Source organism: Erwinia sp. INIA01 (assembly GCF_025947915.1).
GTDB lineage: Bacteria > Pseudomonadota > Gammaproteobacteria > Enterobacterales > Enterobacteriaceae > Erwinia > Erwinia coffeiphila.
Window position 1 is genome coordinate 23380 of sequence record NZ_JAPDNC010000018.1, and the last position, 19807, is coordinate 43186.

Sequence of the window (19807 nt, forward strand, 5' to 3'; positions counted from 1 at the left end):
TTACCCTTAACGTTGGCTGAGAATCTGTTGTTCATAATGACGGACGTCGCCTAACCAGCTGGCACCCGCCGGGACATCATGGCGCAGGCACCAGGCTTCCCAGACCGCCTGCCACGGCAGGGATTTTTGCTCTTCCAGCAGCGCCAGGCGCGCGGTGTAATCCCCCTCAAGCTCCAGCTTTTTCAGCTGGTCGACCGGCTCCAGCAGCGCCCGCAGCAGCGCTTTTTTCGCATTGCGGGTGCCGATAACCCAAGCGGCGATGCGGTTGATGGAAGCATCGAAGAAGTCCAGCCCGATATGCACTTTGTCAAACAGCTTCTGGCGGACAATTTCGCTGGCGATCGCCTGAGTTTCATCATCCAGCAGCACCACGTGGTCGCTGTCCCAGCGCACCGGGCGGCTGACGTGCAACAGCAGGCGCGGCACATAGAGCATGGCGGTAGAAATCTTGTCGGAAATCACTTCGGTCGGATGGAAATGCCCGGCGTCCAGCGTCAGCGCGGTCTGGCGGCTGGCGGCGAAGCCGAGGCAGAATTCGTTAGAGCCGACGGTATAGCTCTCGGCACCGATGCCGAACAGTTTGCTTTCCACCGCGTCGATATGGTAGGCGGGGTTTAGTTTTTCGCTGATGATTTCATCCAGCGAGTTCATCAGACGCTGGCGCGGAGCAAGGCGATCCACCGTCAGATCCTTCATGCCGTCCGGCACCCAGATGTTCATCACCGACGGCGTGCCCAGCTGTTCACCAAACCACGCGGAGATTTTGCGGCTGGCCTTGCAGTGGTCGATCCAGAACTGGCGAATTTCCGCGTTGGCATGGGCCAGGGTAAAACCGTCAGCGCTCAATTCATGCGAGAAGCAGGTCGGGTTAAAATCCAGCCCGATTTTCTGCTGCTTCGCCCACGCCACCCAGCCGGCAAAATGCTCGGGTTTGATTTCGTGGCGATCCACTGCCTGCTCGCTTTCCAGATAGATGGCGTGCAGATTCAGCCGCTTCGGACCGGGGATCAGCGCCATAGCCTGTTCCAGATCGGCGCGCAGTTCTTCCGCGCTGCGGGCGCGGCCCGGATAGTTGCCGGTTGCCTGAATGCCGCCGGTCAGCGCGCCCTGCGGATTTTCAAAACCGCGCACGTCATCGCCCTGCCAGCAGTGCATGGAAACCGGCAGGCGATCGAGCTGCGCCAGCGCGGCCTCCACATCAATACCGATATCGGCAAAGCGCTGCTTAGCCAGCGCGAAAGCCTGTTCAATAGCCTGGGTCATATACATAGCTCCTTATCTGAATGGGTCAGTGCCTGAAAGCGCGCCTGACTGCGGCGAAACGCCTCACTGCCCTGGAAATCGAAACGAATGAGAGGGAAATTATGGTTAATCAGCTGGCGGAAGGCGCTGACATCCGCCACATCGCCAGCGGCAATCAGTTGGCAGCCGATATTGCCGAGCGTGGAGGCTTCAACCGGCCCGGCATACACCGGGATACCGCAGGCGTTGGCGCACAGCTGGTTAAGAAACTGGTTCTGGCAGCCGCCGCCGACAATATGCAGCTGGCTGAATGCCCTGCCGCGCAGGCGTTCCAGCTGCTGCAGGACTTCCCGGTAGTACAGCGCCAGGCTGTCGAAAATGCAGCGGGCCAGCTCGGCGGGCGTGGCGGGAACCAGCATCGCCTGCTCGGCACAGGCGTCCTGAATTTCTCGCACCATGCTGGCCGGATTCAGGAAGCGGTCGTCATTGGGATTGATCAGCCACTGGCAGACCGGCTGCCGTTCGGCATCGGCAATCAGCTGGCAGAGATCGTCAATCGCCAGCTCGTCACACACGCGCTGCAGCAGCCACAGCCCCATAATGTTTTTCAGCACCCGATAGCGGCCTTCGGCACCGCCTTCGTTGGTGATATTGGCAGCCTGCGCCGCCCTGGAAGTAAACGGCTCGCGGCTCTCAAAGCCCATCAGTGACCACGTGCCCGAACTGAGGTACGCCGCCTGCGCATCGGCCAGCGGAGCCGCCAGTACCGCACTGGCGGTATCATGGGTGGCGACCGCAATCACCGGAATCGCCTGCCCGGACGGACTGTGCCAGTGCCCCACCTCGCGCCCCGGCTGCGACGGCTGGCCGAACCATGCCGGATTTGCGCCGGTCCAGTTCAGCAGATCGCGATCCCATTCGCCGCTGCGGATGTTCAGCAGCTGGGTGGTGGTGGCGTTGGTGTATTCCCAGTTCAGCTTGCCGGTCAGGCGGAAGTGCAGATAATCCGGGATCAGCAGCGCATGCGCCACGCGTGACAGTTCAGGCTGATTGTCGCGGCACAGCGCGCGTAGCTGATAAAGGGTGTTAAACGGCAGAAACTGAATGCCAGTGCGCTGATAAATATTCTCATGGCCCAGTTCGCGTGCCGCTTCGGCCATCACCCCGTGAGTGCGATCGTCGCGATAGGCAATCGGCAGCCCGACGCGCTCCCCCTGCTCATCCAGCAGTACATAGTCCACGCCCCAGGTATCAATGCCGATACTGTCCACCCGGATACCCTGGCGATCCAGCGTCTCCAGCGCGGCAACGATAAAGTCTTCCAGCGCATCCAGATCCCAGCACTGGTGATTATCGACGCTGATCAGCTGGTTCACACAGCGGCTCACCTCTTCGAGGGTAATGCTCTGGCTGTGCAGATCGTGGCGGGCCAGAATAACGCGACCGCTTGATGCGCCAAGGTCAACGGCCACAAGGTGACGAACAGTCATATGATTTACTTCCTGATGATTCGATGTCACCAGTGTAAAACAGCGCGATTTTGCCACCTTCTTGCTACTGCCAGCACATTTCCCCTGCTGGCAGGATGGCAAAGATGAACGTGAAGCAGTTCACATTTTCACATCCTGAACCCGTTGCAGAGCGGGATGTGATGCCTGCCGCATTTCTCAATGTTTCCGGTCATTTCTTTAAAAATTAGCGCCCTGGCGGAGATTTACTGTCAAAAATTCAAGGTGGCAACGCTCACGGCTTCGTACACTCTGTTGCTGGCATGTTACGAGGAAACAATCATGACCGTGTTACACAGCGCCGATTTCTTCCCCTCCGGGCACTGCCCGGTTGCTATCGAACCTCGAGCACCGCAGGGGGCGTTCCCGGAGCATCATCACGATGACTTTCATGAAATTGTGATCGTCGAACAAGGTGCCGGTATCCACGTTTTTAACGGCCAGTCGCAGCCGCTGTGCAGCGGCTGCGTTTGCTTCGTGCGTAATCATGACCGCCATATGTATGAGCAAACGGACAACCTGACGCTGACCAACGTGCTGTATCGCGGGCCGGAGTCATTCCGTTTTCTCACCGGGCTTCAGCACCTGCTGCCCGCCGAGCATGACGGGGTTTATCCGTCGCACTGGCGCATCGGTAATAAAGTGCTGGCGCAGGCCAGGCAGCTGATTGACGGACTGGTCGCTTCACCTTCCCCGGCGGGCATTGCCGGGCAGGCGGAACAGGAGATGCGCTTTATGCAGCTGCTGGTGCTGCTGCATCAGGGCCGCAGCGCGGCGCAGAGCGACGATCAGGACAGCCGCCTGCGTGCGCTGCTCGACTGGCTGGCCGACCATTACAGCGAAGAGGTTGACTGGGAAAATCTGGCGGACAGCTTTTCACTGTCCCTGCGTACCCTGCATCGCCAGCTGAAGCAGCAGACCGGCAGTACGCCGCAGCGCTACCTCAACCGCCTGCGCCTGCTGGAGGCGCGCCACCTGCTGCGCCACAGTGAAATGCGGGTGACGGATATTGCCTTCCACTGCGGTTTTGGTGACAGCAATCACTTTTCTACGCTGTTTAAACGGGAGTTTGGCTGCTCTCCGCGTACACTGCGGCAAAATGACTGAAAAGGACATGCATGGTGACTGCCCCTCTGCGGCTGGCCAAAGCCGACTATATTCCTTCCGAACAGATGCCGGTTGCGGTTGCCGAGCGCACGCCGCAGCCCTCCTTTCCGCCCCACGTTCACGAATTTAATGAGATCGTGCTGGTCTGGCGCGGTAACGGCCTGCACGTCATGAACGATCGTCCCTGGCCGGTAACCTGCGGGGATATCTTTTATCTGCACGCCGACGACTGCCACAGCTACGAGTCGGTGCAGGATCTGGTACTGGACAATATTATCTACTGCCCGGAACGCTTTCAGCTGGCGCTGGACTGGCAGCAGCTGCTGCCTGCCCGCAACGAAGGATGCTGGCGGCTGACCACGCGTGGTATGGCGCTGGCGCGCGGGGTGATTAAGCAGCTGGAGGTGGAGAGCCGCAAAAGCGACCTGCTCTCAAGGCAGCTGACCGAAGCGCTGTTTTTACAGCTGGCATTGATACTACAACGCCATCGCTACGCCTCCGATCTGCCGTGGCAGTTGCCGGAAGGCGAACAGCTGGATCTGCTGATGGCCGCCATTCAGGGGCATATCGCCAGCCCGTTCGATCTGGCCACGTTCTGCCAACAGCATCGCCTGTCCGAACGGGCGCTGAAGCAGCTATTCCGCCAGCAAACCGGCATGACCATTGGCCACTATCTGCGCCAACTGCAGCTGTGTCAGGCAAAATATCTGCTGCGCAGCGGCGATCTGCTGATTGGTGAAGTGGCCTCGTGCTGCGGCTTTGATGACAGTAACTACTTCTCGGTGGTGTTCACCCGCGAAACCGGCTTTACCCCCAGCGCCTGGCGCCAGCGCTTTATCAGCGGCGGCGAGGCGCATCGGCTGCATAACGCAAAAGGCTGACCCGAAGGTCAGCCTTATGTGACGTTGTAACGAATTTACGACACCATTCCCATCCCGACGATGTTGGCAGCGAGGATAATCACCACGCAGCCCACGCTCAGCACACGAACCGGTCTGCGCCCAACGTTGCTCCACTCTTTCAGCAGCAGCCCTACCAGCCCACCGCACAGCACGTAGAAGCTCATATGCAGCATCCAGCTGACGAAATCGTACTGCGCCGGAATGCGGGCATGGCCCCAGGCATAGAAGAAGAACTGCAGATACCACATCGTCCCGCCAAGCAGCGACAATCCGATGTTGGCGATAAGCAGCGGTTTTGCCACCGAGAAGTCGGCTTTAACCGACAGGTTAGATTTGGTTGCCAGGCGAATAAAGCAGTACCCGAGGTTGATCAGCGCCCCGCCGCCCATAATCACCACGTAGCTCGGCAGTGCCACGTACAGCGGATCGATACCCGCAGCCGCGGCTGCTTCATGCATCGGTTTGGCCGCATCCATGGCGAAGGACATACCGGCAGAGAAAATGCCGCACAGCACCGCCAGCACCAGGCCTTTCTTCAGGTTAAAGTCCTCCGCCGCTATGCCCATCGCCCGCTCTTTCAGCAGCCCGGCGCGGGAAACGATCGCCACCCCAATCAACGCCACCAGCACACCCAGCAGCGTCAAACGACCACCGGTGGAACTGAACAGCTCAACGAAGCGCCCCTGTAATAGCGGCGTCATCAGCGTGCCAACCACCAGCGTAATGCCGATGGCAATGCCGATACCCATCGACATGCCGAGATAGCGCATGGTTAAACCGTAGTTAATGTTACCGATGCCCCACATCGCGCCAAACAGAAACACCGGCATCAGCTGGGAGAGAGAGAACGAATTGTAGTAGCCCCAGAAGCTGGGCAGCAGCATGGCGCTGATTGCCCACGGCAGTATAATCCACGACATCACCCCGCCCACTGACCACATGGTTTCCCACGACCAGTTGCGGACCTTCTTAAGCGGAGCATAAAAGCAGGCGGCGCTGGCCGCACCGACCAGATGCCACAGAATACCCGAGAGAATGGCTTCACTCATTTTGTTTTCCTTCGTTGTTGTTTGCCCTGTATGACGAAGGAGTCTACGGATAAGCGCCACCGGGCAACCTTACGCTGGCTGCCCCACCGGCGGCAGATCTGGCAAAATTCAGCGCCTTCAGCCGACCTCGATCACAATTCGCTTATCTGATGCCCGGCCACTGCATTCACTCGGGTTTTACGTTAAGTTGCTCATATTTATCATTAAATATAAAAAATGCCAGATCGGTCAGCTGCTTCTTTTCGTTTTTGCCACCCGGCTCTCATTGCTGGCAGCCAGTTCAAGGTGATTGCGCCACAGCTGTTGCACTTTCTAAGACCTGTAACAGTTATTCCGCTGTTAATTAACACACCGATAAAAAATGCTTCACGGAGAACCTGCCATGAACCCAGTTCAGCAACAAATGTATATCAACGGTCAGTTTGTCGAGAATCGCTCCGATCGCTGGATAGATGTGATCAACCCGGCCACCGAGGTGCTGCTGTCGCGTATTCCCGAAGGTAGCGTTGAGGATGCGCAGCGGGCGATCGATGCCGCAGCGGATGCACAGCCGGGCTGGGAGGCGCTGCCGGCCATTGAACGCGGAAACTGGCTGCGTAAAATCGCCGCAGGCGTGCGCCAGCGCGCGGCAGAGCTGACCGCCACTATCGTTGCCGAAGGCGGTAAAACCCAGGAGCTGGCCGAAACCGAGGTGTTCTTTACCGCCGATTACCTCGACTATATGGCCGAGTGGGCGCGCCGCTACGAAGGTGAGATCGTGCAGAGCGATCGCCCGCAGGAAAATATTCTGGTGTTCAAAAAAGCCATTGGCGTCACCACCGGAATACTGCCGTGGAACTTCCCGTTCTTCCTGATTGCCCGCAAGGCGGCTCCGGCGCTGCTGACCGGCAATACCATTGTGATCAAGCCCAGCGAACTGACGCCGAATAATGCCATTATCTTCGCCGAAATCGTTAATGAGATCGGCCTGCCCGCCGGGGTGTTTAACCTTGTGACCGGCTACGGCCCGGTAATCGGCCAGGAGCTGGCGGCCAACCCGAAAGTGGGCCTGGTCAGCCTGACCGGCAGCGTAAACGCCGGGATCGCCACGATGAAAGCAGCGGCGCAGAACGTCACCAAGGTGTCGTTAGAACTGGGCGGCAAAGCTCCGGCTATCGTGATGAACGATGCGGATTTAGACCTGGCGGTGAAGGCCATCGTTGCCTCACGCATGATCAACACCGGGCAGGTGTGCAACTGCGCCGAGCGGCTCTACGTGCAGGACGGGGTTTACGATGAAGTGGTTAAGCGCCTGACCGCCGCATTTGAGCAGGTTAAATTTGGCGATCCCGCCACGCAAAAAGGGCTGGATATGGGCCCACTGATCACCGCCGCAGCCCTGCAGCGCGTGGAGCAGAAAGTCGCCGATGCGGTGGCGGCAGGCGCAACGGTGGTCACCGGCGGCAAACGCGCAGGCAGCAGCGGCTTCTTCTTTGAACCCACCCTGCTGACCAACGTTAACCAACAGATGAACATTATGCAGGAAGAGACGTTCGGCCCGGTGCTGCCGGTGATGAAGTTCAGCACCTTCGATGAAGTTATCGCGCTGGCTAACGACAGCGAGTACGGTCTGACTTCGTCGATCTTCACGCAAAACCTGAATACCGCCATGCAGGCGCTGAAGCAGCTGAAGTTTGGCGAAACCTATATCAACCGCGAAAACTTCGAGGCGATGCAGGGCTTCCACGCCGGTTGGCGTAAATCCGGCATTGGCGGTGCCGACGGCCGCCACGGCCTGGAAGAGTATCTGCAGACCCACGTTGCCTATCTGCAATATCAGTAAATGATTTGACGCGGCATCTTCACACCCGAGATGCCGCCTCTCTGTGCTTACCCTGTCAAACTGATGTATTTATTCGGCAGCGCAATCTTCTGTGCTCTTCACATTCCTGACACATCGCCGTGTTCATTCTGCTCCGCAACGTTCCTGTTCAATCCTTCAATTCTTTCTACTCCGATATGTTCACTTTCCGCGTCGTTATGTTCCTGACGCATATCGTTATCAGATCAACTCGCTAAGCCGCCTTCATGCATTTTGATATGTTTTTCTGACAGCGCTTATCACTTCGGGAAATAACATGAATAAAGCACTTCTTAGCGGCCTGATTAGCGGTCTGGTGATTGCCACCACCGTTTCGGCTAATGCAGCGGAAAAACTGCCGGAAACGGTGAATATCGGCTATCAGAAAGCCAACATCTTCGCCCTGCTGAAATATCGCGGCACGCTGGATGAACAGTTTAAAAAACAGGGGATCGCGGTGAAGTGGGTTGAATTCCCTGCCGGTCCGCAGATGCTGGAAGGGCTGAACGTCGGCAGTATCGATCTGGCCGCCACGGGCGATGCGCCGCCTACCTTTGCCCAGGCGGCAAAAGCCGACCTGGTGTACCTCGGCCACTCCCCGGCGAACCCGAAAACGGAAGCGATTGTCGTTCCCGAGAACTCCCCGGTGAAATCGGTTGCCGATCTGAAAGGCAAGCGCGTGGCACTGAATAAAGGCTCGGACGTCAACTATCTGCTGGTTCGTGCGCTCGAAGATGCCGGGCTGAGCTATAAGGATATCACCCCGGTTTATCTGCCGCCGGCGGATGCCCGCGCCGCCTTCCAGCGCGGTGCGGTGGATGCCTGGGTGATCTGGGACCCGTTCCTCTCTGAGGTGGAAACCAACGCCAAAGCGCGGCTGGTGAGAAACGCCGAAGGACTGGTGCCGCACTACACCTTCTATCTTGCCAGCCGCAAGTTTGCCGATACCTGGCCGCAAACCGCTAAGCAGGTCGTAGATGAGTTAGGCACGCTCAGCCAGTGGGCAAACGGTCATCCGCAGGAGGCGGCGAAGATCCTCTCAACCTCTACCGGACTGCCGGAACCCATCTGGCAGCGGGCGCTGGCGAGAATGCCGTACGGCGCAGAACGCATGACCCCGCAGGTATTTGCTGAACAGCAGGCGCTGGCCGATAAATTTACCCAGATCGGCCTGCTGCCGGTGAAAGTGGACGTCAGCAGCGCAACCTGGTCGCTGGATAAGTAATTTTTATTGCCGGTTACCAGCGACTTTGCCGGGCAGCAATGCCCGGTCAATGCGCTGACGGCCTGTTCAGGCGCTGGCCTTGCTGTCTCCGACGGGCAATATCGATCTCCACCGCCAGCTTAATTTCATCCTTCTGCGATTCTATCTCGCTGATGTCCTGCTCCATGCTTTCAAGCTGCGCTTCCAGCGCTTTGATTTTAACCGGATCGCGTTCATATTTCAGCATCACTTCCGGCTCGATCATTTTTATTTTGATATCCTGGATGCGCTTATTATGCGGTTCGGTTTTCTCGTTTATTATTCTGAGTTTTTCGTTATACCAGAGCAGACTTTCATTGACCTGCGCCAGACCGGTGTTGGCCTCGGACAACACGTTGGCCACCGCCGTTGAAACCGGCCCGGGGGGGTTATTTCTTTTCGCCGACAGCTTCATCAACAGGCCGGAAAGCACAATGACCGGCACGGCGACATACGTTAAATAGACGCCAACGTAGGTCACGGTAAGTAACGTCAGAACATAAAGAATCAACGTTGAGTAAAAAACATACTTTGAGAATGCATGCATGCTGCTGACCAGTGTGGGTTGGCTGTATAACAGGAGCCTGGAATTTTGCTACAGGCCGGGTATGTCGTCCAGCCGTTTCTCAGGCGTGAAATGACCAGCGAATTTGCCGGGCAGCAGTGCCCGGCAGGACAACGCAGATTACTGTCGGTTTATCATAAATTTGATGTTTTTTGTCATGCCTTTATACGGCTTATTGGGTTCGTATTTCCAGCCCGAAATGGCATTCAGCGCTTCCCGGTTAAACGCGCCATTAGCCGTATCAGACACCACTACCGGATTAATCACATTGCCGTTAGCGTCGACATCGTACGACAGCATGACATCGCCCGTAAGTCGTTGATGAAACGCAGCCGCTGGGTAAGCGGGCCGTTTTATCGCTATCGGTGATGGCACCTCTCCGCGGCTATCATTGTTACCCTGCGTACAGGCGGCTAATAACGCGCAAAAAAGCAGAAGTGTGAATTTATGCATTAAATAGTCCCTTATCGTAAAACAATCAATAACCTGAGCAAGACAGGAAAACAGCATAACAGAAAAACACGCGATAACATGGCGTAGCTTGCTCACTGCGGAAGTTGATCCCCTTCAAACAATCACAAATTCCTATGCCTGAAATTCTGAATTTTGTTGCACAACCCGGCACCTTCTCTCACGATAAGTAGAACGTTCTACTAAAACGTTCTACTCACAATAATAGTGCACAATGTGCGCAGAATAATGGTCGGTAATCGGGGGAAATCGGGATGAGACTGTTATCAGGGTTTATTAAATCGCTATCAAAGCTGTCGATGATTGGCCGCGCGCTAATGCTGCCCATCTCACTGCTGCCTGCCGCCGGCCTGCTGCTGGCGTTCGGTGATAAGTTCCACCTGCCGCTGATGATGAACGCGGGCGGGGTGATCTTCGACAACCTGCCGCTGCTGTTTGCCATCGGTTCGGCGGTTGGCCTGGCGTCGGAATCGGGTATCGCTGCCCTTTCCGCCGCCGTATCGGTGTTTATTACCAACATTACTATTGGAACCGTGCTGTCGATTACGCCGGAAATGGCCTCGCAGGGCGGAAAGTATGCGATGGTGGTCGGTATCCCCACCCTGCAAATGGGCGTATTCGGCGGGCTGATCTGCGGTATTCTCGCCGCCTGGTGCTATAACCGTTTCCATACGCTACAGCTGCCGGAATTCCTCGGTTTCTTCTCCGGGAAACGCTTCGTGGCGATTGCCACGGCGTTTATGTCATTTATTCTCGGCCTGCTGCTGCCCTACGTCTGGCAGCATATCCAGGCGGGTATCGATGCCCTGTCGGTGATCGTCAACGGTGATAATCAGGCGGCGTCGACCTTTATCTTTGGTCTGGTGGAACGCGCGCTGATCCCGCTTGGCCTGCACCATATCTGGTATCCGTCGTTCTGGTACTCGTTCGGCGACTACACCACGCAGGCCGGTCAGGTGATCCACGGCGACCAGACTATCTGGTTCAAAATGCTGGAAGAAGGCACCAAGTCATTCAGCAGCAGCACCTATCAGAATGCCGGTAAGTTTATGCAGGGCGAATTCCCGCTGATGCTGTTTGCACTGCCCGCGGCCTGCCTGGCGATGTATCACGAAGCGCACACTAAAAACAAAAAAATCGCCGCTGGTATTCTGTTCTCCGCCGCGCTGACCTGCTTCCTGACCGGTATAACCGAGCCGGTTGAGTTCACCTTTATTTTTGTTGCGCCGATTCTGTACGTCTTCAACGCCATCATGGCCGGTCTGGCCTATATGTGCATGTATCTGCTGCATGCGCATATCGCCAAGTCCTTCTCCGCCGGTCTGATCGACTACATCTCCTTCGGTATCCTGCCGTCGTTTAACGGCTATCAGACCAACTTCCTCAGCGCGGTGATGATTGGCGTGCCGATGGCGCTGATTTACTACTTTACCTTCCGTTTTGTCATCCGCCGCTTCGACGTGAAAACGCCCGGCCGCACGGAAGTCTCGGCGAATGCCAGCGATAAGAGCGATGACGAGCTGGTTAGCGAAATTATCGGCCTGCTGGGCGGAGCGAAAAATATCGATTCCGTCGGTTCCTGCATTACCCGTCTGCGTATCGAAGTGCTGAACGGCGATCGCGTGGATAAAGAGGGGTTGAACAGCGTAGGCGCACGCGGCGTGGTGTTTGTCGGCGACAAGGGCGTGCAGGTTATTTTCGGTGCTCGTGCGCAGTTTATCGCCCAGGCGATGTCGACAACGCTTGGCAAATAGCCCGGTGCTGTTAAGGTAGCTAAGCCTCCCGTATTCGTACGGGAGGCTTTATTGTTTCCGACTGATTATTCTGGTGTTTCAGGGAGCGAGTTTGAAAAAGGTCAGCATTATTGATGTCGCTAAACTGGCGGGCGTTTCCGTCTCGACCGTGTCGCTGGTGCTGCGCCAGAAGGGAAAAATATCCGAGGCGACCATCGAACGCGTGCACTCGGCGATTAATGAGCTGGGCTACGTGCATAATGTCGCCGCCGCAAACCTGCGTTCCAATACCTCAAATCTGATTGGGCTGATTCTGCGCGATTTCAGCGATAGCTTTTCCATTAAGGTGATGGCCAGCATCGTAAAAGAGCTGGAAAGCCAGGGCTTTATGGTGTTCCTCGGCCAGCCGCAGGATGACCAACAGCATCTGGAGCGCTGCCTGCTCTCTTTCAAACAGCAGGGCGTGGCGGGCGTGATCTATCTTGCCAGTGATGCCACGACCGACCGACTGCCGGAACAACTCTGCCAGTACCCGCTGCCGCTGGTGGTGGTGTCGCAGGCGCTGCCGGAACAGCCTTGTAATCTGGTGATGCGCGATAACCGCCAGGCGGCCAGTCTGGCAACCCGCCACCTGATTGAGCGCGGGCACCGCAACATTGCCTATATCGGCGGAATGGAAAACGATCGGGTGCGCCACCAGCGCCTGCTGGGCATGCACGGCGCACTGAAGCAGAACGGGCTGGCGCTGCGCGATGAGTTCACCCCCGCCTGCCTGGAAAGCACCCATTCGGTCAGCGTGGCCACCCGTCAGCTGTTAGAGAAAAACAATACGATTACCGCACTGCTTTGCCATTCCCCGACGGCGATAATCGGTGCGATCGGCGGCATTCATCAGGTGGGGCGTACCGTCGGTAAGGACGTGTTCCTGACCCAGCAGGTAGCGCTAATCGGCTTTGAGGATATGCTGCACGTTAATCTCACCTCGCCATCGTTTACCTATGTCTCCTCAGCCAGTGAGGAGACCGGTCGCCAGGCGGCGGGGCTGATGATGCGCAAACTGAAAGAGCCGGAACTGCAAACCCAGCGGATCACCCTTTCCGGCCAGTTGGTGATCCAACAATCCGCCTGAAGCACTACCCGTCAGCTTTAGCGCAGATTTTTGAGTCAGGGCCCTGCGCCCGATTCCTGCCCTCCGGCTATCAGCGGGCCGCAACCATCGCCTTAACCGCTGACGGACACGCCAAAATTTATTCTAGCGCCCTTTCTTCTTGCGCCCCGGCTGAGTGAAACGCTTGCGCCCGGCGGCAGCTCCCGCTCCGGCACTTTTCTCGCCCGACTTAGCCCCCGGTTTGGCTCCGGCAGGTTTTTTCTGCGGGGAGGATTTCGGCGGTGACTTTTTAGCCGAGGCGTCTTCCGAGCTGGAGTCTTCAATCAGTTTGAACAGGTCGATCAGCTCGTCATCGGTCAGATCGCGCCATTCGCCCGGCGGCACGCCCTTCAGGCTGACGTTCATGATTCGCGTGCGTTCCAGCTTGGTCACTTCATAGCCGAAGTGCTCGGCCATACGGCGGATCTGGCGGTTAAGTCCCTGAACCAGAATGATGCGGAAAACGAAGGTCGACTCTTTCTTCACCTTACATTTCTTGGTCACCGTGCCCAGCATCGGCACCCCGGCACCCAGCCCGCGAATAAACTCTTCGGTAACCGGCTTGTTGACGGTCACCAGGTACTCTTTCTCGTGGTTGTTACCGGCACGCAGGATCTTGTTGACCAGGTCGCCGTGGTTGGTCAGGAAGATCAGCCCCTGCGAGTCTTTATCCAGTCGGCCGATGGGGAAAATGCGCTTGCTGTGGTTAACGAAATCAACAATGTTGTCTTTCTCGCCGTCTTCGGTGGTACTGACGATACCCACCGGTTTATTCAGCGCAATCAGCACCAGATCTTCGGCATCGCGCGGTTCTATCAGCTGACCGTTAACTTTAACAACATCACCGTCCGACACCCGATCGCCCACCGTGGCGCGCTTGCCGTTGATAAAAACATTTCCCTGTTCGATATAGCGGTCGGCATCGCGGCGAGAGCAGATTCCGCTTTCGCTGATGTATTTATTAAGACGTGTCGTTGAGTTGGTCAGCATGTTACCCCCGTGCAAAAAAGCGGACTATACCTTACCGCCGGGCAAGCCTGGAGTAAAAAATGCAGATTTTGTTGAAAGCGCGACATTCCACCGCCGCGAAGCCGTTTTTCTGGCCTGCGACGGGGAAGACCGTGCTTTAATATTGAATAAAAAACAGGCTTACTGCCCCGATTCCCCCGGCCCGGAGCAAGCTGCCAGCAGCTGGCGGGCAACGCTTTCTGCATGTTCGGCCACCTGCGGCAGCCCCATCAGTTCACCGAAACGACCGCGAGCGGCGGGGCCAGCCACGTAAAGGTGCAGATTCGGTGCGCCAAAGCGATTAATGGTCTGCGAACGGCCGTTAACCTTAATGCCCAGCGCCAGCTCGTCCGGCTGGATCACACCGTCCTGCGCCAGCTGGTGCAGCAGCGCATCGCTTTGCAGCAGCCCGCCGTGCGCCGGTCCGGTGGTGACAATCAGGCGATCGACCTTCAGGGTGCGGACTGCGCCTCGACGGGAACGTAAATCCAGCTGGATCGCGTTCCCTTCCGTCGTAATGGACTGTAAACGCGCGGCCAGCACCTGCAGCTGTCCGCTGCTCTGCCACTGTTCCAGCACCGCATTGACCTGTGGGGCGATGCGGTAGCGGTGAACATCCCACCACGGGCGCAAATGTCGCAGGAAACGCCGCTGTTCGGAGAGCGACAGCTGCTGCCAGATGGCCTGACCATTCTGGCGGATATCATCCAGCACCAGCTGCCACGGCAGCCCTTCTGCGGCGGCAAGTTTCACCTCACGACGAATGCGCCGCAGCCAGCCGAGTGCAGAATCCTGCTGCGGAACAGCGTAATCCAGCACTCTCGGCTCAAAGCTGCCGCTGAGATTAGAACGCGGCAGCAGGCCACGGCGTGAAAAGGCCACAATAGGCCCACGATGACCGTGACGGTGTAACGTTGCCACGGTATCGGCCATGGTCAGACCGCTGCCAATAATCGCAATGGATTCATCAGGCGCGATATCCGCCAGCGCGTTGTTACGCCACGGATCGGCAACCAGTCCCGGATGCCCTTCCAGCGCCAGCGCAATGGCGCGCGGCAGTGCAGGCGGCGGATGGCTGATTGCCAGTACCAGCTCATCCACCCGCAGTCGTTCACCGCTGGCGGTAATGACTTCACCGTTTTCCAGCGCCACGGCGCGGTCGCGCAGATGGCGCAGAACCACCGGTGACTGCCTTTGCGCCTCGGCAAACAGCCCGGCGATGTAGCCGGCGAACTGACCGCGCTGCGGATAAACCCGCCCGTCCTGCCAGCGTGCCGCCGGGTCAGCATCGTAAGCCGCCGAAGCGCGGAACCAGCGGTCAAAGTCGCCCTGTTCCGCAGCGGTCAGCTGCATGCGGTCAGCGGGTACGTTAATGCGGTGCGCCGGATCGCGGCTGCCGTAGGCCACGCCCTGCGCCACGCCGTCGCGCGGTTCAATCACCGTGACCTTCAGCCCGGCATGGCCGCCGCGCGCCAGATGGATGGCCAGCGCGGTGCCGCTGAAACCGCCGCCGACGATCGCGATATGGCGATCAGCCATGCGCCAGTTCCCGCTCTTTCTGCCGTTCCAGCTCGCGCACCAGCGGAATAACCTCACGACCAAAGAACTCCACCTCTTCCTGGAAGTGCAGGAAGCCCAGCAGCATCAGGCTCACACCCGCTTCTTTCAGCGCGATAATGCGTTCGGCGATCTGCTGCGGCGTGCCGATCAGATTGGTTTTGAAACCGTCGTTGTACTGCACCAGATCCTCCAGGGTTGATTTTGCCCAGTTGCCTTCGCCCTCCGGGGAGGCGCTGCCGGCATTTTTCACTTCGTGCTGGAAGCCTTTTACCGCATCCGGGTTGGCGTGGTCGAGGATCTCCTGCAGCACCTGCTGTGCTTCCTGCTCGCTGTCGCGGGCGATAACAAAGCCGTTGACGCCGACTTTAACCTGGTGCTGATTATAGGCCGCCTTGCGCTGAATATCCTCCACCTGCTGACGGATGCCGTCCACGGTGTTGCCGTTGGTGAAGTACCAGTCCGACACGCGCGAGGCCATATCGCGAGCGGCGCGGGAGCTGCCGCCCTGGAAAATTTCCGGGCGCGGCGACAGCGGCTTCGGCTTCAGAGAATAATCACGGTAGCGATAGAAATCACCGGCAAAGGTAAAGCTCTCCTCCTGCCAGATCCCTTTCAGGCAGCGGATAAACTCTTCCGAACGCAGATAGCGCTCTTCGTGATCGAGCCACGGCTCACCGATGGCTTTGAACTCGCCACGGAACCAGCCGCTGACGATGTTAACCGCAATGCGCGCGTTGCTCAGATGGCTGATGGTGGCGATCTGCTTGGCGGCCAGGGTCGGGTTCCACGGACCGGGCAGCAGCGCGGCAATCACCTTCAGTTTTTCCGTCGCCCCCAGCAGCCCCAGTGAAAAGCTGACCGACTCATGCTGGTTATCCGCGCCGTATCCGGCAGTAAAGCGGATCTGGGTCAGCGCGTAGTCAAACCCGGCGCGTTCGGCAATCTGCGCCAGCTTGCGGTTGTAGTCAAAGTCCCAGCTGGTACGCTGCGGAATATTACTGATCACCAGGCCGCCGGAAACGTTCGGTACCCAGTAGGCGAATTGAATAGGTTGTTGGCTCATTGTTGTTCTCCTCAGCTCACGCTGGTCTGCTTTTGTGGCCGGCGGTCGCCGCCAATCGTTTCACCAAATGGTCCGGTATTGACCGTTCCCTGACGTTTTTCACCGTTTGTCGCCAGCGGCAGCAGTGGCATAACCAGCTCGGCAAAACGGTGTGCTTCTTCAAGATGCGGATACCCGGAGAAGATAAAATTGGTGATCCCCAGTGCCTGATATTCGCGGATACGTGCTGCAACCTGCTGCGGGTTCCCCACCAGTGCGGTGCCCGCCCCGCCGCGTACCAGACCAACGCCCGCCCACAGGTTCGGCGCAATGCGCAGGTCGTCTCGCGATCCGCTGTGCAGTGCGCTCATTCGCGCCTGCCCGGTAGAATCCATGCGGGCAAAGATTTTCTGCGCGCTGGCGATGGTGTCGTCATCCAGATGGGCAATCAGTTTGTCGGCTGCGGCCCACGCCTCCTCTTCGGTTTCCCGCACGATAACGTGCAGGCGGATGCCGTAGTCGAGTTGACGACCGCGCTGCTCGGCGCGCTGACGCACCACGGCCAGCTTTTCGGCCACCTGCTCAAGCGGTTCGCCCCACGTCAGGTAGGTATCTACCTGATTGGCAGCCACGTCGATCGCTTCATCCGACGAGCCGCCGAAGTAGAGAGGCGGGCCGTTTTCCTGTACCGGCGGGAAGAGAATTTCAGCGCCTTCCACACGGATATGTGTACCGTCGTAATCTACCTTTTCGCCTTTCAGCAGGCGGGAATAGACATCAAGGAACTCTCGTGTGACCTGATAGCGGTCGGCGTGGCTGAGGAAAATGCCGTCACCCCGGTTCTCGACCGGATCGCCCCCGGTGACCACGTTGATGAGCAGCCGTCCTTCTGACAGGCGGTCAAGGGTTGCCGCCATGCGCGCAGCCAGGCTGGGTGGCTGTAATCCAGGACGAACCGCCACCAGATAGCGCAGGCGGCGAGTCATCGGTGCCAGCGCCGAGGCGACCAGCCAGGAATCCTCGCAGCTTTTGCCCGTGGGGATCAGCACGCCGTAATAGCCAAGATTGTCCGCCGCCAGCGCAACCTGCTGTAAATAGGGAAGATCGACTGCCCGCCCGCCTTCAGCGGTCCCCAGGTAACGCCCGTCACCGTGGGTGGGCAGAAACCAGAATACGTTGATGTTGTCCTGTACCGACTCGCTCATTTGCCATTTCCTATATAACTACATCTGAATTTATTCATTAGAAAGTTACGCTTTGGTTATAAAACACTAAGCAGGAAGTATGCCAATTCTTTATTGAGTTTTTATTGTTAAAAATCAGTGCATTAAAAATTTCTTCGTTATTAATTTTTGCTGCATTTGCAGCAGCGAATGATGATCTTCTGCTGCAATTGCAGCAGCCCGGCCGTTTACCCCTCTCGTCGCCGCTTCCGCGCCAGGATACTCTGGCCGCAGACGCTATCCCGCAGGAGTGAAGCATGCAAAACCCCGCCCCTATACTGATTGACCCGGCCTCTATCGCCTTTCAGAGCGTGCTGGACAGGCTGGCACCGACCGATGCCACGGTGCTGATCGTCGGCGAAACCGGCACCGGTAAAGAGGTGGTGGCGCGCTATCTGCATCATCACAGCGCGCGGCGCGGCGAGCCTTTTCTGGCGGTAAACTGCGGGGCGCTGACCGAAACCCTGGCGGAATCTGAGCTGTTTGGTCACGAAAAAGGCGCTTTTACCGGCGCGGCGGAGCGCCACCAGGGCTGGTTTGAGGCGGCGGAAGGGGGAACCCTGCTGCTGGATGAAATCGGCGAACTGAGCCTGCCGCTTCAGGTGAAGCTGCTGAGGGTGCTACAGGAGCGTGAAGTCACCCGGGTGGGATCGCGCCGCCCGGTGAAGGTTAACGTGCGGGTGATTGCCGCCACCCACGTCGATCTGGCGCAGGCGATCCGCGAACGCCGCTTCAGGGAAGACCTCTATTATCGTCTGAACGTCGCAGCGGTGACCCTGCCGCCGCTGCGCCAGCGCCGCGAGGATATTCCCCTGCTGGCGGATCATTTCCTCAAGGTATATGCCACCCGACTCGGGCGGCCACAGCTGCGGCTGGCGGAGGATACCGTCGCCACGCTGATGGATTATCCGTGGCCGGGCAATATCCGCGAGCTGGAAAATACCCTGCACAATGCCGTGCTGCTCAGCCGCGAGGCGGTGATCGCGCCGCAGCACCTGCGGCTTAACCCGGTGGCGCTGGACCCGCAACCCGCCAGCGAACTGGCGCTGGATCGCTTTCTACGCCAGCAGCTGAGCGTTGACAGCGGGCAGATTTACCAGCGGGTGCTGGATTCGCTGGTGCGTAATGCGTTTGAACTGAGCGACGGTAACCAGCTACAAACCGCCGCACTGCTGGGCGTCAGCCGCAACACGCTGCGCACGCATCTCGGCCATCTGGGGCTGATCAAGGCGCGGCGCAGTACCGCACGCGGCCTGCGTTTCGATGCCGCCCCAGCCGCGCCGCAGGAACGCGAACTGCGCATCGGCTATCAGAAATTCGGCAATCTCGGCATTCTTAAAGCGCGGCAAAGCCTGGAAGCGGAGTTTGCCAGCCGGGGGATCAGCGTACTGTGGAGTGAATTTCCCGCCGGGCCACAGCTGCTGCATGCGCTGACCCATCATGAGATTGATTTCGGCACCACCGGCGAAGTTCCCCCGGTGTTCGCCCAGGCCAGCGGCAGCCCGCTGCTTTACGTGGCCTGGGAACCGGCCGCGCCGCAGAGCGTGGCGCTGATGGTGGCTAACGACAGCCCGATCCGCACGATTGCCGATCTGCGCGGTAAGCGCATTGCGGTGAACAAAGGTTCCAACGTGCACTATCTGCTGGTACAGATGCTGGATGAGGCGGATATGAGCCTCGCGGACGTGCGGGTGGTTTACGCGCCGCCGAAATATCCGCTGACGCCAAGCGATCATCACGCGGTGGATGCCTGGATGATGTGGGACCCGCTACTCAGCGCGGCGGAGTATGACGGACAGCTGCGGGTGGTCGGCGACGGGCGTGGCCGGGTAAACAATCATCAGTTTTACCTCACCCACCGCGAGTTCGCCGCGCACTCTGCCGATCTGCTGCATACGCTACTGGCGGCGTTGGAGCAAACCGGGCGCTATATTGACGGTAATCGTAAAGAGGCCAGCGCGCTGCTGGCAACGGAACTGGGCCTGGCACCGCAGGCGCTGTCGGACGCGCTGGTGCGCCGCAGCCATCAGACGAAGCGGATGGATCTGGCGGTGATCCGCGAACAGCAGACCATCGCCGACCGCTTTTATGCTCTGGGATTGTTGCCTCGCGCGGTGAAGGTGCGCGAGGCGTTATGGCACGATTAGTGACAATGTCACATTTTAAG

Annotated in this window: 17 protein-coding genes; 8 read left to right on the forward strand and 9 right to left on the reverse strand. The window is 58.2% G+C overall.

All coding sequences use genetic code 11. The features are described 5' to 3' along the window. Positions 1–6: 6 nt before the first annotated feature. Positions 7–1263, reverse strand: coding sequence for an L-rhamnose isomerase (locus OMR58_RS23460; RefSeq protein ID WP_264547112.1), 1257 nt, complete (start codon positions 1261–1263; stop codon positions 7–9). Next, positions 1260–2732, reverse strand: a complete 1473-nt coding sequence (rhaB, locus tag OMR58_RS23465) for a rhamnulokinase (RefSeq protein ID WP_264547113.1) — start codon at positions 2730–2732, stop codon at positions 1260–1262. Before rhaB ends, OMR58_RS23460 begins: the two co-directional genes overlap by 4 nt. Before the next feature lie 300 nt (positions 2733–3032). Here rhaB and rhaS point away from each other — a divergent pair, with 300 nt between their 5' ends. After that, a complete protein-coding gene (gene rhaS, locus OMR58_RS23470) occupies positions 3033–3857 on the forward strand; it encodes an HTH-type transcriptional activator RhaS (RefSeq protein ID WP_200558929.1) in 825 nt (274 codons plus the stop codon). Positions 3858–3868: 11 nt separating this feature from the next. Next, positions 3869–4738: an HTH-type transcriptional activator RhaR gene (gene rhaR / locus OMR58_RS23475; protein ID WP_264547114.1), complete on the forward strand. Its 870-nt coding sequence runs from the start codon at positions 3869–3871 to the stop codon at positions 4736–4738. 35 nt (positions 4739–4773) lie between these two features. Here the strand turns inward: rhaR and rhaT are convergent, their stop codons facing one another. Beyond that, positions 4774–5808, reverse strand: coding sequence for an L-rhamnose/proton symporter RhaT (gene rhaT, locus OMR58_RS23480; RefSeq protein ID WP_264547115.1), 1035 nt, complete (start codon positions 5806–5808; stop codon positions 4774–4776). 382 nt (positions 5809–6190) lie between these two features. Here rhaT and aldA point away from each other — a divergent pair, with 382 nt between their 5' ends. Further along, entirely contained in the window at positions 6191–7630 is a 1440-nt protein-coding gene (gene aldA / locus OMR58_RS23485; protein ID WP_264547116.1) for an aldehyde dehydrogenase, read from the forward strand. A gap of 295 nt (positions 7631–7925) precedes the next feature. Next, complete coding sequence (locus tag OMR58_RS23490) at positions 7926–8873, forward strand: sulfonate ABC transporter substrate-binding protein (protein WP_264547117.1); 948 nt, start codon at positions 7926–7928, stop codon at positions 8871–8873. A 46-nt stretch (positions 8874–8919) separates the two neighbouring features. Here the strand turns inward: OMR58_RS23490 and OMR58_RS23495 are convergent, their stop codons facing one another. Next, positions 8920–9438, reverse strand: a complete 519-nt coding sequence (locus OMR58_RS23495) for a hypothetical protein (protein ID WP_264547118.1) — start codon at positions 9436–9438, stop codon at positions 8920–8922. Between the two features lie 138 nt (positions 9439–9576). Continuing rightward, positions 9577–9909, reverse strand: coding sequence for a TonB family protein (locus OMR58_RS23500; protein WP_264547119.1), 333 nt, complete (start codon positions 9907–9909; stop codon positions 9577–9579). A 272-nt stretch (positions 9910–10181) separates the two neighbouring features. On the opposite strand from OMR58_RS23500, the gene OMR58_RS23505 reads away from it, so the two are divergent. Both OMR58_RS23505 and malI read left to right on the forward strand, forming a co-directional pair. Continuing rightward, positions 10182–11681, forward strand: coding sequence for a PTS transporter subunit EIIC (locus OMR58_RS23505; RefSeq protein WP_200558936.1), 1500 nt, complete (start codon positions 10182–10184; stop codon positions 11679–11681). A gap of 91 nt (positions 11682–11772) precedes the next feature. Beyond that, a complete protein-coding gene (gene malI, locus OMR58_RS23510; RefSeq protein ID WP_264547120.1) occupies positions 11773–12789 on the forward strand; it encodes a Mal regulon transcriptional regulator MalI in 1017 nt (338 codons plus the stop codon). Positions 12790–12912: 123 nt separating this feature from the next. On the opposite strand, the gene rluF is transcribed toward malI, so the two are convergent. The 4 genes from rluF to ssuD form a co-directional block, all read right to left on the reverse strand. Then, positions 12913–13797, reverse strand: coding sequence for a 23S rRNA pseudouridine(2604) synthase RluF (gene rluF, locus OMR58_RS23515; RefSeq protein ID WP_200558938.1), 885 nt, complete (start codon positions 13795–13797; stop codon positions 12913–12915). Between the two features lie 159 nt (positions 13798–13956). Continuing rightward, positions 13957–15354 carry an FAD/NAD(P)-binding protein gene (locus OMR58_RS23520; protein WP_264547121.1) on the reverse strand — a complete coding sequence of 466 codons (1398 nt, stop codon included), beginning with the start codon at positions 15352–15354 and terminating at the stop codon, positions 13957–13959. Beyond that, positions 15347–16438 carry a dimethylsulfone monooxygenase SfnG gene (gene sfnG, locus OMR58_RS23525; RefSeq protein WP_264547122.1) on the reverse strand — a complete coding sequence of 364 codons (1092 nt, stop codon included), beginning with the start codon at positions 16436–16438 and terminating at the stop codon, positions 15347–15349. The genes OMR58_RS23520 and sfnG overlap by 8 nt, the downstream gene beginning before the upstream one ends. Positions 16439–16449: 11 nt before the next feature. After that, positions 16450–17622: an FMNH2-dependent alkanesulfonate monooxygenase gene (ssuD, locus tag OMR58_RS23530; RefSeq protein ID WP_200558941.1), complete on the reverse strand. Its 1173-nt coding sequence runs from the start codon at positions 17620–17622 to the stop codon at positions 16450–16452. Positions 17623–17726: 104 nt separating this feature from the next. Between ssuD and OMR58_RS23535 the strand changes: the two genes are divergently transcribed. Beyond that, the gene (locus tag OMR58_RS23535; RefSeq protein WP_264547123.1) at positions 17727–17894 is read left to right on the forward strand and encodes a hypothetical protein; all 168 of its coding nucleotides are present in this window, start codon (positions 17727–17729) and stop codon (positions 17892–17894) included. A gap of 3 nt (positions 17895–17897) precedes the next feature. Continuing rightward, the gene (locus tag OMR58_RS23540) at positions 17898–19787 is read left to right on the forward strand and encodes a sigma-54-dependent Fis family transcriptional regulator (RefSeq protein WP_264547124.1); all 1890 of its coding nucleotides are present in this window, start codon (positions 17898–17900) and stop codon (positions 19785–19787) included. The last annotated feature ends 20 nt before the right edge of the window (positions 19788–19807 follow it).